Source organism: Sorangium sp. So ce726 (genome assembly GCF_051521405.1).
Taxonomy (GTDB): domain Bacteria; phylum Myxococcota_A; class Polyangia; order Polyangiales; family Polyangiaceae; genus Sorangium.
This window is the reverse complement of the sequence record NZ_CP150349.1, coordinates 52,443-66,375: the sequence shown is the minus strand read 5'-3', so window position 1 is coordinate 66,375 and position 13,933 is coordinate 52,443. Positions and strand designations below refer to the sequence as shown.

The 13,933-nt window shown below is 71.7% G+C and carries 11 protein-coding genes; 9 read left to right on the top strand and 2 right to left on the bottom strand.

Annotated elements, in window-relative coordinates:
- Window positions 1-5: 5 nt before the first annotated feature.
- The 9 genes from WME79_RS00250 to WME79_RS00210 all read left to right on the top strand — a co-directional run bounded on the left by WME79_RS00250 (window position 6) and on the right by WME79_RS00210 (window position 9,562).
- Window positions 6-986 carry an SDR family oxidoreductase gene (locus WME79_RS00250; RefSeq protein ID WP_437530768.1) on the top strand — a complete coding sequence of 327 codons (981 nt, stop codon included), beginning with the start codon at window positions 6-8 and terminating at the stop codon, window positions 984-986.
- Window positions 987-1,149: 163 nt separating this feature from the next.
- Entirely contained in the window at window positions 1,150-1,710 is a 561-nt protein-coding gene (locus WME79_RS00245) for a GNAT family N-acetyltransferase (RefSeq protein ID WP_437530766.1), read from the top strand.
- Window positions 1,711-1,722: 12 nt separating this feature from the next.
- Window positions 1,723-2,502 (top strand): lysophospholipid acyltransferase family protein, encoded by a 780-nt coding sequence (locus WME79_RS00240; RefSeq protein WP_437530763.1) that lies wholly within the window; start codon window positions 1,723-1,725, stop codon window positions 2,500-2,502.
- Window positions 2,503-2,510: 8 nt separating this feature from the next.
- Entirely contained in the window at window positions 2,511-3,479 is a 969-nt protein-coding gene (gene speB / locus WME79_RS00235) for an agmatinase (protein WP_437530760.1), read from the top strand.
- A 261-nt stretch (window positions 3,480-3,740) separates the two neighbouring features.
- Window positions 3,741-4,733 carry a M14 family metallopeptidase gene (locus tag WME79_RS00230; RefSeq protein WP_437530758.1) on the top strand — a complete coding sequence of 331 codons (993 nt, stop codon included), beginning with the start codon at window positions 3,741-3,743 and terminating at the stop codon, window positions 4,731-4,733.
- 115 nt (window positions 4,734-4,848) lie between these two features.
- Window positions 4,849-6,246: a serine/threonine-protein kinase gene (locus WME79_RS00225; protein WP_437530755.1), complete on the top strand. Its 1,398-nt coding sequence runs from the start codon at window positions 4,849-4,851 to the stop codon at window positions 6,244-6,246.
- Window positions 6,233-7,240 (top strand): tetratricopeptide repeat protein, encoded by a 1,008-nt coding sequence (locus tag WME79_RS00220; protein ID WP_437530752.1) that lies wholly within the window; start codon window positions 6,233-6,235, stop codon window positions 7,238-7,240. Before WME79_RS00225 ends, WME79_RS00220 begins: the two co-directional genes overlap by 14 nt.
- 129 nt (window positions 7,241-7,369) lie before the next feature.
- Window positions 7,370-8,077 (top strand): hypothetical protein, encoded by a 708-nt coding sequence (locus tag WME79_RS00215; RefSeq protein WP_437530749.1) that lies wholly within the window; start codon window positions 7,370-7,372, stop codon window positions 8,075-8,077.
- A 159-nt stretch (window positions 8,078-8,236) separates the two neighbouring features.
- Entirely contained in the window at window positions 8,237-9,562 is a 1,326-nt protein-coding gene (locus WME79_RS00210; RefSeq protein WP_437530746.1) for an alkaline phosphatase PhoX, read from the top strand.
- Window positions 9,563-9,667: 105 nt separating this feature from the next.
- On the opposite strand, the gene WME79_RS00205 is transcribed toward WME79_RS00210, so the two are convergent.
- Both WME79_RS00205 and WME79_RS00200 read right to left on the bottom strand, forming a co-directional pair.
- On the bottom strand, window positions 9,668-12,223 hold the full coding sequence (locus WME79_RS00205; RefSeq protein WP_437530743.1) for a PBP1A family penicillin-binding protein: 2,556 nt from the start codon (window positions 12,221-12,223) through the stop codon (window positions 9,668-9,670).
- A gap of 429 nt (window positions 12,224-12,652) precedes the next feature.
- The gene (locus WME79_RS00200; RefSeq protein ID WP_437530741.1) at window positions 12,653-13,858 is read right to left on the bottom strand and encodes a serine/threonine-protein kinase; all 1,206 of its coding nucleotides are present in this window, start codon (window positions 13,856-13,858) and stop codon (window positions 12,653-12,655) included.
- Window positions 13,859-13,933 lie beyond the last annotated feature (75 nt).

Sequence of the window (13,933 nt, the reverse complement as noted above, 5' to 3'; positions counted from 1 at the left end):
CAGTCATGCGGAAGTGCATTCGCGACGCGGTGGTCGTTATCACCGGGGCATCTTCGGGCATCGGCAGGGCGGCGGCGCTCGCGTTCGCGAAGCGCGGCGCGCGGGTCGTCATCGCCGCTCGGAACGAGGCGGCCCTCGAGGAGGTCGCCGCCGAGTGCGCCAGCGTCGGCGCGAGGGCGCTCGCCGTCCCGACGGACGTGAGGGACGAGCACGCCGTCAGGGCGCTCGCCCGCGCCGCCGTCGAGGTGTTCGGCAGGATCGACGTCTGGGTGAACAACGCCGCCGTGTTCCTCTATGCGCGCGCGGACGAGGCGCCCTATGAGACCTACCGCCAGGTCATCGAGACGAACCTGTTCGGGTACCTGCACGGGGCGCGGGCCGCGCTGCCCTATTTTCGCGCGCAGGGCGGGGGCGTGCTCATCAACAACGCCTCCGTGCTCGGCAAATTCGGCGCGCCGATGATGAGCGCCTATGTGATCTCCAAATTCGGCATCCTCGGCCTCGCCTCCTGCCTGAGGCAGGAGCTCGCCAGCACCCCGGGCATCCACGTCTGCACGCTCCTGCCCACGACGATCGACACCCCGATCTACCAGCACGCCGGCAATACCACCTGCCGCGCCGTCCAGCCGATCCCGCCGATCGCCGACGTCCAGCGGGCCGCGGCGGCCATGGTCTCCCTCGCCGAACGGCCGAGGCGCGAAGTGTACGTCGGCTCCGCAGGCCACATCGCCACCGCGGCGATTGTCGCCCTCGCGCGCCTCTCCGAGCAAGCTCTCGCCGCGTACGTGATGCGCGCAACGTTCCTCCACCGCGCGGCGCCGCGCACCGACGGCAACATCTTCACGCCCATGAAGTACTGGACCGGAATGACGGGCGGCTGGCGCACGACGTCGCGCCTCGCCGAGCTCCTCGACGCCGCCCGCGCGGCCGCCCGCCTCGCGCTCGCACTCCCGTCCACAACGGCAGAGCGCCTCAGGCCACGATGAGATTGCCGTCCTGGCACCTTCCGTACGCGATTCTCCAGCGATCTTGACGCGCCATCGCCCCCGACGTGTCTCTCAACCTCGGGGGTCCTGTGACGTGTTCTCCACGGAGTCCCGGCATGCTGCGCCCACAACGACGATTCAATTAGAATAAGGAGGCGCAACAATGAGCCGTTATGTGGCGCGCACGCTCCGAAGCGATGACTTTTCAACTCTGATGGAACTGGAGTCGACCCTCTTCGGCGGCGCGGGCGAAGGGGAGCTCGGGCGGTATTACATCCGTCTTTGCTGCGACTTCTTCAAGGACTCTTGCTTCCTGGTCGAGGCCGCGGGGAAGCCCGCGGGCTACCTGCTCTCCTTCACCCGCGGCAAGGAGGTCTACTGCACGACCCTCGCCGTCCTGCCCGAGTATCAGGGCTCCCGCGCCACGCACACGCTGCTCCGCGCGTTCGTCGGGTCGATCCTTGGATGGGCGGAGTCGTGCTGGTTCACCGTCGAGGAGGACAACCACGCCGCGCGGGCGCTCCACGCCATGCTCGGCGCCAAGGAGATCGAGGTCCGCCCCGATTTCTATGGAACCGGACACCCGCGCATCATCTCGCGCATCGATCGCGACGCGTTCATGGCCCTCCGGGCCCGCTTCGAGAAGGTGGGGCTCGTCGATCGCCAGGGCGACGCGAAGGAGCCGCGCGCGGCGGAGAGCGGCGGCATCGCCGCGGTGGCCTGAGGCCGAGAGACCATGACGACCACCGCTCCGCTCGACCACGGCCGCCGCGCGCCGGCGGCGGGCGACCGGCCCTGGACCGAGGCGCTCTCCATCGCCAGCCGGGTCTCCGGCGTGATGGGGCTCGCGCTCGACACCATGTTCCGGACCAGCCTGCTGCCCACGCTGCCCGCCTCGCGCCACCGCGAGAGGGCGCGCCTCCTTCACGGTATCGCCCGGGACCTGTGCGCGCTGCACTCCCTGCGCGTCCGCGTGACCGGCGCGCTCCCTGCGTCGCCGTTCGTGGTCGTGGCCAACCACGTCAGCTACCTCGATCCGATCCTCCTCGCGTCGCTCACACCCTGCACCGCCATCGCGAAGCAGGAGATCGGCAGCTGGCCGATCATCGGCGATCGCGCGCGCGATCTCGGCGTGCTGCTCGTCGATCGGCAGCGCCCGGCGAGCGGGGCGCGCGTGCTCCGGAGCGCGCTCCGGGCCCTGCGCCATGGCGTCCCGGTGCTGAATTTCCCGGAGGGCTCGACGACTCGCGGAGAGAAGGTCCTCCCCTTCCGGAAAGGCATCTTCGGCGTCGCCCGGATCGCGGGTGTCCCCATCGTGCCCGCGGCCATCACCTACGATGATCCGGAGCTCTGCTGGGCGGGCGACGACACCTTCCTCCCCCATTTCCTCCGCTTCTCCAGCCGCCGAGAGGCGAGCGCCCGCGTCGCCTTCGGCCCGCCGCTCGGCGACCACGGCGGCCCGGCGGATCTCGCGGACCGCGCCCGCGCCGTGATCCTGGACCTCTTGAGCCTGTAGGAGATCTCATGTCTCAACAACGAGCAGCCGCGTACCTGCGGCACGGGCAGACTCCGTTCTTTCGCCTCCCGACCGCGGGATTCCACGAGGCTGGCGCGTCCGCCTATTCCGGCGCCGACGCCGTGCTCCTCGGCGTCCCGTGGGACGGGAGCGTCACGTACCGCCCGGGCACACGGTTCGCCCCCTACGAGCTGCGCCGCGTGAGCGCGCTCGTGCAGTCGTATCACCCCGGCCACGGCATCGACGTGTTCCGTGCGATCAACGTGCTCGACGGGGGCAATGTGCCCTTTCCCCCGTTTCACGCCGACTCCGTGCGTGAGCTGATCCAGGCCTCGGTCGACGAGGTGCTCGCGGCCGGCGCGGTCCCGTTCGTCGTCGGCGGCGACCACTCCATCGCGCTCCCGGTGCTCCGCGCGCTGTCGCGGCGCCACGGCCCCGTCACGGTCGTCCACGTCGACGCGCACCTCGACACGAGCACCTCGGAGGTGTGGGGCGAGCCGTTCCACCACGGCACGCCGTTCCGCAACGCGATCGAAGAGGGGCTGATCGGGCGGAGCGCGCTCCACCAGATCGGCATCCGCGCCACGTGGGGCCACCCGGAGGAAGGCGCCTTCGCGGCGCACGCCGGGGCGACCCTGTACGGCATGGATCGGATCGACCGCGACGGCGCTCGCGCGATCGCCGCCGCCATCAGGGCAGCCGCGGGCGAGTCGCCCGTCTACATCTCCTTCGATATCGACGGCATCGACCCGGCCTATGCCCCGGGCACCGGCACGCCCGTGCCCGGCGGTCTCACCTCACGCGAGGCAATCCAGCTGCTCAGCGGCCTCGCGGGGATCAACCTGGTGGGCATGGATCTCGTCGAGGTATGCCCCGCGCTGGATCATGCCGACATCACCCTCCACCTCGGCGCTCACCTGCTCTTCGAAGGCCTGGCCCTCCTCGCGACGCGAAAGGGCGACCTGCCGCGCGGATGACGTGAATCGTGGAATCGTGGAATCGTGGACGGCGAGGGAAAGGTGAAGGGCGCGGGAGCAGGAGCGCTCGGAATCGTTAAGGGAAAGGGAAAGGGAAAGGGAAAGGGCAAGCGAACGGGAACGGGACGAGGACGGCGGCGAGCAAGGCGCACACCGCCCGCATGACCGAAGCGAAAAAGTCCAGCCACGCCGCGCGGCAGGTCGAACCGCTCAATCCGCTGGCGTCCGCCGCCATTCCGGTGTCACATAAGAGACACTGGGATGACACGCTCGCCCGATCTCTGTGGCCGCTACGCCGATCTCCCGCAGCTCGATGATGCCTGGGCGCGCCTCGCGCGCACCTACGGCGGACGGGAAATAGCGATCGGGACGTCCGCAAACGGAAGACCATTGCGGCGCTACGACTTCGGCAATCCGCTGGGTCCGACGTTCCTGCTGACGTCGCTCATGCACGGGGTCGAGGTGATCGGCGGGCTCGCGCTGCTCGATGCGGTCCGGTCGATCCTGGCGAGCGGACGAGCGGGCGTGGCGGCGCGGGCGCGGCTCGTCGTGGTGCCGGTCGTCAACCCCGACGCGTTCGCCGACAACCTGGAGCGCCTCCGCGGCGACCGGCGAGCGTCGCAGCGCTGCAACGCCCGCGGCGTGGATCTGAACCGGAATTTCGCGCCGCTGTCCTCGTCGCGGCCGCTGCACCCGTTCGCGGGCTCGCGGCTCCGGTGGTCGCCGCACTACACGGGGCCTCACGCATTCTCGGAGCCCGAGTCGCGCGCCCTGCGCGACGTCGCGCTGGAGACGCGGCCTGCGCTCGCGATCGGCTTTCACAGCTGCGGCAACTTCCTGCTCTACCCGTGGGCGCACACCGACGTGCCCAACCCGCGCGAGCCGCTGTACCGGGCGCTCGGCGATGCCTTCTGCCGGGCTCTGCCGCACGAGCAGTACGAGGTGCGCCAGGCGGCGCACTGGTACCCCACGGTCGGCGACATGGACGACTGGCTCGACGCCAACCTGGGAACGCTCGCCTTCACGGTGGAGGTCAGCCGTCCTGCACGCTCCTTCCGCGACCTCCGCCGGCTGCTGAACCCGTTCTGGTGGTTGAACCCGCGCGAGGCCGACGAGGCGATCGCCAACGTCGTCCCCGGCGTCGGCGCGCTCCTCTGCGACGCCCTCGACCGCGGCGTGGGCAGCGCGGCCTCGCGGGCGGCCCTGCCGATCGACGCGCCGCCTGTGGAGTTCTTCGCCGACGCCGCCGAGTGAAACGGCCGCGCTCGCGGCTGTCGGCGGCCGCCATCCCGCGCTGGCCAGCGGGCGACGGCGGCGAAGGCTGTCGAAAAGTGCCAGTCCCGCGCGCAGCATCCACTATCCTTCGGGCGTGGACGCCGCCACGCCCCGCATACCGCCGACCGTGCGGATCAGCCCGAGCGCGGCGGCTCGTCACGCCGGCGCCGACGAGTCGGATATCTGGCAGCACACCCCCGACGAGGTCGTCGACGGCAAATACCGGCTGGTACGACCGCTCGGGCGCGGGGGCATGGCCGAGGTCTGGCTCGCCGTGCACGTCACGCTCAAGACCGAGCTCGCCGTGAAGTTCCTCAGCGCCTCGCTGACCGGCGACGCGGAGCGGAGCCGCACCGTCCTGGAGAGGTTCCGGTTCGAGGCCCAGATCTCGGCCCGCTTAAGCGCGCGCACGCGGCATATCGTCGCCGTCCACGACGCGGGGGTTCACGACGACATCCCTTACCTGGTGATGGAGTACATCCCGGGGCGAACGCTGTTCACGGAGGTGCGCCAGAAGGGGCCGATCGATCCGGTGCGCTTCGGGGACATCCTTGATCAGATCGGGGACGCGCTCACCGTGGCGCACGACATGGGCATCGTGCACCGCGACCTGAAGCCTTCGAACGTGATGCTCGTCGACACGCCCGGCGCGGAGCTGACGGTGAAGGTCGCCGATTTCGGCATCGCCAAGGCGCTGCACGGCGATCTAGGCCTGGATCGGCCGCAGGAGACGGAGGCCGACGTCATGCTGGGCTCGCCGAACTACATGAGCCCGGAGCAGCTCGCCTCGCCGCTCGCGGTCGACGCGCGGGCCGATGTCTGGGCGCTCGGCGTGCTGACCTACGAGCTGCTGACGGACTGGACGCCTTTTCACGGCAACAGCATCGCGGAGATCATCGTGGCGGTCAGCACCCGCGATTTCGAGCCCGCCACGGAGGTCCGGCGGTCGCTTCCCCCGGGGCTCGACGCCTGGTTCTCGCGCGCCCTCGCGAAGGGGCCGGCGCAGCGGTTCGCCTCGATCCGCGAGATGGTCGGGGCCTACCACGCCGCGCTCTCGGCGCCGCCGCCCGAGCAGCCCGCGGAGGTCGCGCCGCCGCGGCGGCCTCGAGTGGCGACCGCCGTGGCGCTGGCCTGCCTGAGCGTGCTCGCGGGGACCGCCGCGCTGGCGGCGCGCCTGCTCGATCGGCCGCGCCTGGAGCAGCCGGCGCGGCTCATGGCCCCCGGCGTGCGGGGCGCGCTCCAGGCGGTCGCGCTGCGCTCGCCGCCCCCGCCGCAGCAGCCCACCGCGGCGGAGCCGCCGGCCTCCGCAGCGGCGCCTGCGCCGCCTGCTTCCGCAGCAGCGCCCGCGCCGCCGGCCTCCGCAACGCCTGCGCAGCCGCGCTCGTCCCAGCGCCGCTCCGGGAGTGACAAGGCCGCCCCGCGCGCGACGGCGACCGCCGCGCCCACGGTGCCCCGGCGCCGCAAGGAGATCGACAAGAGTGAGACCTTTTGAGCGACGGCTCATCACGCTCTGCAGCGTCGCCTTGCTCGCGGCGGCGCCGGCGCGCGCGCTCGCCATCGGGGCCGAGGAGGACGCGAAGACGCTGTTCGCCCGGGGCCGCGAGCTGCGGAGCGCCGGACAGTGCGAGCAGGCGGTCATCGCCTTCCGGAGCGCGCTGGAGATCTACCCCGAGGGGCTCGGCGCGCTCCGGAACATCGCCGAGTGCGAGGAGGAGCTCGGCCGCTATGCCTCGGCGAGGCGAGACTGGTGGGATCTCCGGCGCGCCGCGCTCCAGTCCAACGAGGCGAAGTACGCCGGGTGGAGCGATGACGCCGAGGCCCGCTACCGGGCGCTCGGCAGCAAGGTCGGGACGCTGACCGTCCGGCTGAAAGGCGCCGAGGGGCGGCCGCCGGTCCAGGTGGTGCTGGATGGCAAGCCCCTCGACCCGAGGCTCCTCGGCGTCGAGCTCGAGCGCGATCTTGGCGCCCACACGGTCGAGCTGTTCTACGGCGGCGCCGCGCCCATCGCGGAGCGCGCCGAGCTCACGCCTGGCGCCCGTCAGGTCGTGACGCTGACCGTGCCCGCACCGCTCCCGGCGCGCGACGCGCTCTCCGCGCCGAGCGCCTCCGGCACGCCGCCCAGCGGCATTCGCATGGGCGGCTACGTCGCGCTCGGCGTCGGCGGCGCGGGCGCGATCGCGACCGTCGTGGCGCTGGCCGTGCGCGCCGGCGCGCTGTCCGCGGTCGAGGAGGGGTGCGCCCCTGCCGGCGGAGGCGCCTACGAGTGCCCGCCGTCGCTCCAGGGCGACTACGACACGGGCAAGACGGCCTCGACGCTCGCCGGCGTCTTCGCCGGCGTCGGCCTGGTCGGGATAGGCGCCGGCGTCACGCTGCTCTTGCTGAGCCCTTCCGAGCCCACGTCGCCGGCCCCTGGCAAACCGGCGGCGGAGCTCGTCCTCACGCCAGCCCCGGGCGGCCTCGGCTCGCGCCTGCTCGTGAGGTTCTGAGGTCCGGCGATCGGGCGCGACCGGCGCCGTGACGTGACAGCGTGGGAGCGCGGGTCGCTGAGCTTGTCTTTCCGCACCCGGGCGCTACCCCATGATCGAGGCGAGGGCGCGCGAGGCGGGGAGGTCGAGATGAGCTCACAGCGAAACAGGATCCTTGGTTCGATTGCAGGGAGCGGCGCGGTCGCCGTCCGCGGGGCGGCGGAGGCGCTGTTCTCGGCGGCGGGCAAGAGGCTCCTCGACGAGGGCGCGCGGGAGGGCCTGCGGCGCGTGATGGTCGAGAACACCACGGCGGTCGTGGACGCGCTCGCGCCCGGGCTCTCGCAGGGCGCGCAGACGACGGCGAAGATCATCGCGGATCAGGGCGGAACGCAGGCCGCCGCGATCGTCGCGCAGGCAGCAGGGCGGTACGCGGGCCAGGCGGCGCTCACCGACGGCGTCTCGGCCGCGGTCGCGAAGGGGCTGGCCCGAGAGGCCATGAGGGCCGCGGGCCGGGAGGTCCTGAAGGGCGCGGGCAAGGCGGCCGGTATCGGGTTCGTGATCGACGGCGCCTTCGGTGCCTACGAGGGCGTCACGGCCTACCAGCGAGGCGAGATGACGAAGAAGGAAGCGCTCGCGCACGCGGCGCAGGAGGCCTCGACAGGCGCGGTGGCGACCGGCGCCGGCGTGCTGCTCGCGGCGGGCCTCGTCGCTGTGACCGGCGGCGCCGCGGCGCCTCTCGTCTTCGCGGTGGGCGCTGGCGGCGCGATCGGAGCGAAGCAGGTATTGCGGCGGCTCGTCGGCCGTGTGTCCTCGAAGGTCCTGGCCCGTAACGTCGCTGACGAAGGCCAGGTGGGATGACGCCGCGAAGGTGGCGTGTGTCCCGGCCAGCGCGCTTACCGACTCGACCTCTCATTGCGCGCAACCCTGCGTTCCTCTCGTGCATCGGCCCCGCGGCGCCCATGTGGCAATTGCCTTCCGTGCCTTTCGCGTGATGGTGTTCCGACGTAGATCATCCCCATGCGACGACGCATCCCGAGGCGTTCATTCTTGCGCGTCGGTGGAGCTGCAGCCGCGACGCTGACCCTACCGTTCTCGCTGATCTTCTCGCGGAGAACGCAGGCAGCCGGCCGGTTCGGGCCTCTCGTGCCCGATCCCGCGGGCATCCTCGACCTCCCTGCGGGCTTCACGTACCGGGTCCTCGAGCGCGCCGGCGGCGCGATGGACGACGGATACCGAGTTCCCGGCCGGCCGGACGGCATGGGGTGTTTTCCTGGGGCAGACGGCACCGTCGTCCTGCTCAGGAATCATGAGAACTCGCCTACGGACAAGGGCATTGGCCCGTATCGATCCGGCCAGGGCGCGCCGGCGGAGGCCTACGACGCGGAGAGCATGGGCGGCGTCACGAGGCTCGTTCTGGACGCGACGACGTTCGAGCGTCGCTCGAGCAATCTCGTGCTCGCTGGCACCAACCGGAACTGCGCGGGCGGACCGAGCCCCTGGGGCTGGCTCAGCTGCGAAGAGAATGTCGACGCTCGCCACGGCTACGTCTTCGTCTGCGCGGCTACCGCGTCCAGGGTGGAGGCCCCGCGCCGCCTGACCGGCTATGGCCGCTTCCACCACGAGGCGGCGGTCGTCGATCCCACGACGATGATCGCTTACTTGACCGAGGATCGCCCGGACAGCTGCTTCTATCGCTTCAAGCCGACGGACCCCGCGGCTCCGTTCGAGGGCAAGCTCCAGGCGCTCTGCGTCGCCGGGGCGCGCAACGCCGAGACCTCGGGCTGGGAGCTCGAGGAGCCGCGCGAGATCGCGTGGGTGGATATCGACGAGCCCGACCCGCGCGACGACACGGTAAGGACGGAGGCCCGGGCCAAGGGGGCCGCCATCTTCCGGCGCGGGGAGGGCGTCTGCCTATCGCAAGGCGTCGTGTACATCTGCGCGACGATCGGCGGCCCGGCCGGAGCCGGGCAGATCTTCCAGCTGGTCCCCCAGGGAGATGGCGGCACGCTCGGGGTCATCGCGCAATCGACGGACACGAATGAGCTGGACGCTCCCGACAACATCACCATCGCCCCCTGGGGAGAGCTCTTCATGGCGGAGGATGGCTATCGCGGGAACTACCTTCGAGGCGTGACGCTGGACGGGCAGATCTTCGATTTCGCGCGCAACGCGCGGAGCATGAGCGAGCTCTCCGGCGTGTGTTTCTCGCACGACGGCAAGGCGCTCTTCGTGAACATGCAGGAGGACGGCCTCACGCTGGCGATCATGGGCCCGTTCCCCGAGGCCGGCGCCGGCGCCGGCAGCACGATCCGAGCGGGCATGTCGGCGCCTGGCACCGGGTAGGGCGGCGACCGGTCCGAGCGCTTGGAGCGCCGGGCGGAGTGAAGTCTCTCGTTCCGCCTCGGCCTCTGCTCCTCGCCGATCAGAGCGCTCGCACGCCCGCGCCGCTCAGAACGGCGGCGGCGCCGTCTCGCCGGCCGGCAGCGGGCCCGGCTCCGGCGCGTGCTCCGACTCGACCGGCGCTGCCGAGGCCCCCGGCTCTACCGGCCGCGGCCCCTCGCCTGGCGCCGGCGGGTTGCCCTGCTGCTCGGCTGGCGCCCCGCCATCCGCCGGCTCCGCGCCCGCGTCCGCCTCGGGGATCTGCGCCTCCTCGGTCGGCTCCGTCCCGGCGACGAACACCTCCTCGATGGCGTCTTCCTGCCCCTCGCGCGCGAGGAGACCCGTCAGCGGATCGATCTTCACGCGCACGACGCCGCTCGGCACCGGGAAATCGGCGGCCGGGCGCTTCGCGTGCGCCTGCTTCATGAAATCCACGAACGCCGGCAGCGCCGCCATGGCGCCCGTCTCGCCGTTGCCGAGCGGCGCCGCGTCGTCGTAGCCGGTCCACACGGCGCACGCGATGTCGGTCGAGTAGCCCACGAACCAGGTGTCCTTCGACTGGTTCGTCGTCCCCGTCTTGCCGGCGATCGGGCGCCCCAGCGAGCGCGCCTGCTTGGCGGTCCCGCTCTGCACGACCGACGTCAACACGCTCGTGAGCACGTAGGCCTCCGCCTCCTCCATCACGCGGTGCCCCGGCGGGCGTGGCGGCAGCGGGATCTCCACCCCGCCGGGCCCGACGATCTTCGTGATCAGGACCGGCTGCTCGTGGACGCCGCCCGCGGCGATGCTCGCGTACGCGGCGGCCATCTCGCGCGGCGTGACCTCGTAAGCGCCGAGGGCGAGCGACAGGTCTGCGCCGAGCTTCGACTGGACGCCGAGCGCGCCGGCGAAGGCGGCCACGTTCGAGGCGCCGACGCGCGACAGCGCCGACACCGCGGCCACGTTCACGCTGTGCGCCGCCGCCTCCCGGAGCCGCGCCGGCGACTTCCCCTCGCTCTCGTCGTAGTTCTGCGGTTTGTACCCGGCGATGGCCAGCGGATCGGTGTCGAGGATCGTCGCCGGCGTCAGCGTGCGCGCGTGGATGCCGTAGCCGTAGACGAACGCCTTGAACGTCGACCCTGGCTGCCGCCGCGCGAACGTCGCCCGGTCGAGCCCACCGCGCACCGCCTCGTAGCCACCGACGAGGGCGACGACCTCGCGCGTCCGCACGTCGATCGCGACGAGCGCCCCCTCGGGTCCGAGCTCGAGCCGCAGCGGCACCGGGGCCGCGGGCTTCCCCGGTTTGCTCGCAGGCGGGGCGCGCCCTGCCTCTCCGGCGGCGTCCTCGTCCTCTTCCTGGCCTGCGGCGGCCGCCTCGACGACCGGCTCCGGCGCGGGGCCGATCAGGCTGACGCGCACCACCTTGTCGACGTCGGCGAACTTGCTCGGCTGGAGCCCGTTCGGGTTGTACCGCTGCGCGCCGCGGAGCGTGACCGTGCCTTCCAGCGTGCCCACGCGCACCGAGAGCGTCCCTCGGGCGTCGTCGGCGCCCGTCACGACCCCCCGGAAGACCTTGTGGCCGGCGGGCGTCCCCTCGAAGGCCGGCGGCTCTTTCTTGCTCCGCGCGAGCGGGCCGAGCAGCTTGTGCCGCTTCGCGTAGGCGTCGAGGTTCTTGCGGACGGAGGCGCGCGCCGCCGCCTGCATCGCCGGATCGATCGTGGTCGTGATCGTGTAGCCGCCCTGCTGCGCGGCGGGCCCGACGAGCTCACGCAACAGGCGCTGCGCCTCGGCGACCACCTCGGGCGCGAGCTCGGCGAGCGATTCGGTCTCGACGGCGAGCACGACCGGCTCCTGCTTCGCCTGCGCCACCTGGATCTCGTCGGCGAAGGCCTTGCGCTGCATCTGATCGAGCACGAAGTCCCGCCGCCCCACGGCGCGCTCGAGGTTCACCCGCGGCGAGTACACCGACGGCCCCTTCACGATGGCGACGAGCAGCGCGGCCTCGGCGAGCGTCACGTCGCGCACGCTCTTCCCGAAGTAGTAGCGGCTCGCCTCCTCGACCCCATAGCGGCCGTGGCCGAAGTAGATCTTGTTGAGGTAGAGCTCCAGGATCTCGTCCTTGGTGAGCTCCTGCTCGATCTTGCGGGCGAGGATGATCTCGCGCGCCTTGCGGTTGAAGGTCCGGTCCGGCGTGAGCAGGACGTTCTTCACGACCTGCTGCGTGATGGTGCTCGCGCCCTGCCGGGCCCGGGTCGAGCGGAGGTTCACCGCCAGGGCGCGGAGCATGCCGAGGTAGTTCAGCCCTGCGTGCTCGTAGAAGCCTGCGTCTTCGGCGGCGAGCGCGGCCAGCTTCACCTGGCTCGGGATCTCGCCGATGCGCACCACGGTGCGCCGCTCGGTGAAGACCTCGCCGAGGCGCGTCCCGTCGCGCGCGAGGATGCGCGTCACCTGCGGGGGCCGGTAGTCCTTGAGCTCATGGGTCGAGGGGAGATCCGCCTCGTAGTGCCGGATGACGAGCGCGATCGTGGCGGCGGCGAGGACGAGCAACGCCGCGAGCGCGATCCCGATGCGCTTCGCCCACGTCGCGATCCTGGGGCCTCTCTCCTGCGGGGGCGCGCCGTCCGGCTGGCTGGGCGGGCGCTGCACGCCCTCGAGGTGCGGCGCGCTCGCCGGCCGCGTTGCCCCGCTGATCCGCTCCGGCGGCTCGCTCCCTCGCCCTGGCGGCCCCGACCGCCGCGCCGGCGGCTCCGACGCTCGGCGCAGCGGATCCGATGCCTGACGCAGCGGATCCGACGCTCGGCGCAGCGGCTCCGACGCCTGACGCAGCGGCTCCGATGCCTGACGCAGCGGATCCGACGCCTGACGCAGCGGCTCCGACGCCCGATCCGGCGCATCGGTCTTCCTGACCGGATCGTTCTCGTTTCCCCCTGAGTTCCGTGATTGCTCCGAGGCCATGACGCCGTCCCCGTGAACGCTGGCGCAGGCGATGCGCATCCAGAGCGCCCGGCGCGCCGGCGCGGCGACGCTAGCACGCCCGCGGAGGCTCGCCTCGATCCGGGGCGCGCTCGCGGAGGATCAGCCCTGGAACAGCCGCATGGCCACGATGGTGATCAGGATGCCTGCGATCAGGCAGCCCGCCGCGATGCCGACGAGGAGCAGCGGCTTCGCCTCCGCCTTGGCCGGCGCCTTGGTGGGCTGCTTCGCGAGGGGCGCCGGCGCGGGCGCTGGCCTCACGGAAGGCGCCGGCGGCTGCTGGACCATCTTCACCGTCTTCGCCGGCGCCTTGAACGCGGACGACGCGGGCGCCTTGTTCGCCTGGAGCGCGGCGGCGTGCTGTTTCGACGCTTGCTCGAGCACCGCGTTCGCGTTCTTCGGCATCATCGCCGTGTAGCCCTTGCCCGCGCCGCCCGCGAACGGCTTGAGCGCGTCCGCGAACTCCGCCGCCGACTCGAACCGATCCTCCGGCCGCTTCTCGAGCGCCTTGCCGAGCACCGCGCTGAGCCCCGGCGGAAACTGCTTCCCGGGGACGCGATCATCGAGCGGGATCGGGTTCCTCGTCACGTGGTGCTGGATGTACTCCATGGGCGTCCGCGCCTCGAACGGCAGCTTGCCCGTGAGCACCTCGTACAGGATGGTCGCGAGCGAGTAGATGTCGCTGCGCGCGTCGAGCACCTTGCCCTGCGCTTGCTCGGGCGACATGAACTCCGGCGTCCCGAAGACCATGCCCTCCTGCGTGAGCATCACCGACCCCGGCCTGAGCTCGCGCTCCGTCACCTTCGCGAGGCCGAAGTCGAGCACCTTCGGGTAGTCCTTCAGCCCGCCGTTGGTCGACAGGAAGATGTTCTCGGGCTTGAGATCGCGGTGCACGATCCCCTGGATGTGCGCCTCCTGCAGGGCGCCGCAGACCTGGATGAGGACCGGGATCGCGCGCTCGACGGGCAGCGGTCCTTCCTTGCGGACCACCTGGTTCAGGTTCTTGCCCTCCAGGTACTCCATCACGATGTACAGCGAGCCGTCCTCGAGCTCGCCGTAGAGCAGCACCTTGACCGTGTTCGGGTGCGTGAGGTGGCTCATCGCCCGCGCCTCGCGACGGAAGCGGGAGACGAGATCCTTCCGGTTCGCGAGCTTGGGGTGGAGGATCTTCACCGCCACCATCCGGTTCATCGCCGGCTGTGCGGCCTTGTAGACCGACCCCATGCCGCCGGAGCCGATCTTCTGAAGGATCTGGAACTGCCCTCCGAGCAGATCTCGACCGATGTTCGGGTCCGGTCCGGCAGCCATGCGTGGAGCCGGAAAATACCACGCAACCCACCCGTATCGTCTATGACCGAAGCAGCCGTCGCATCGGATCCCGCC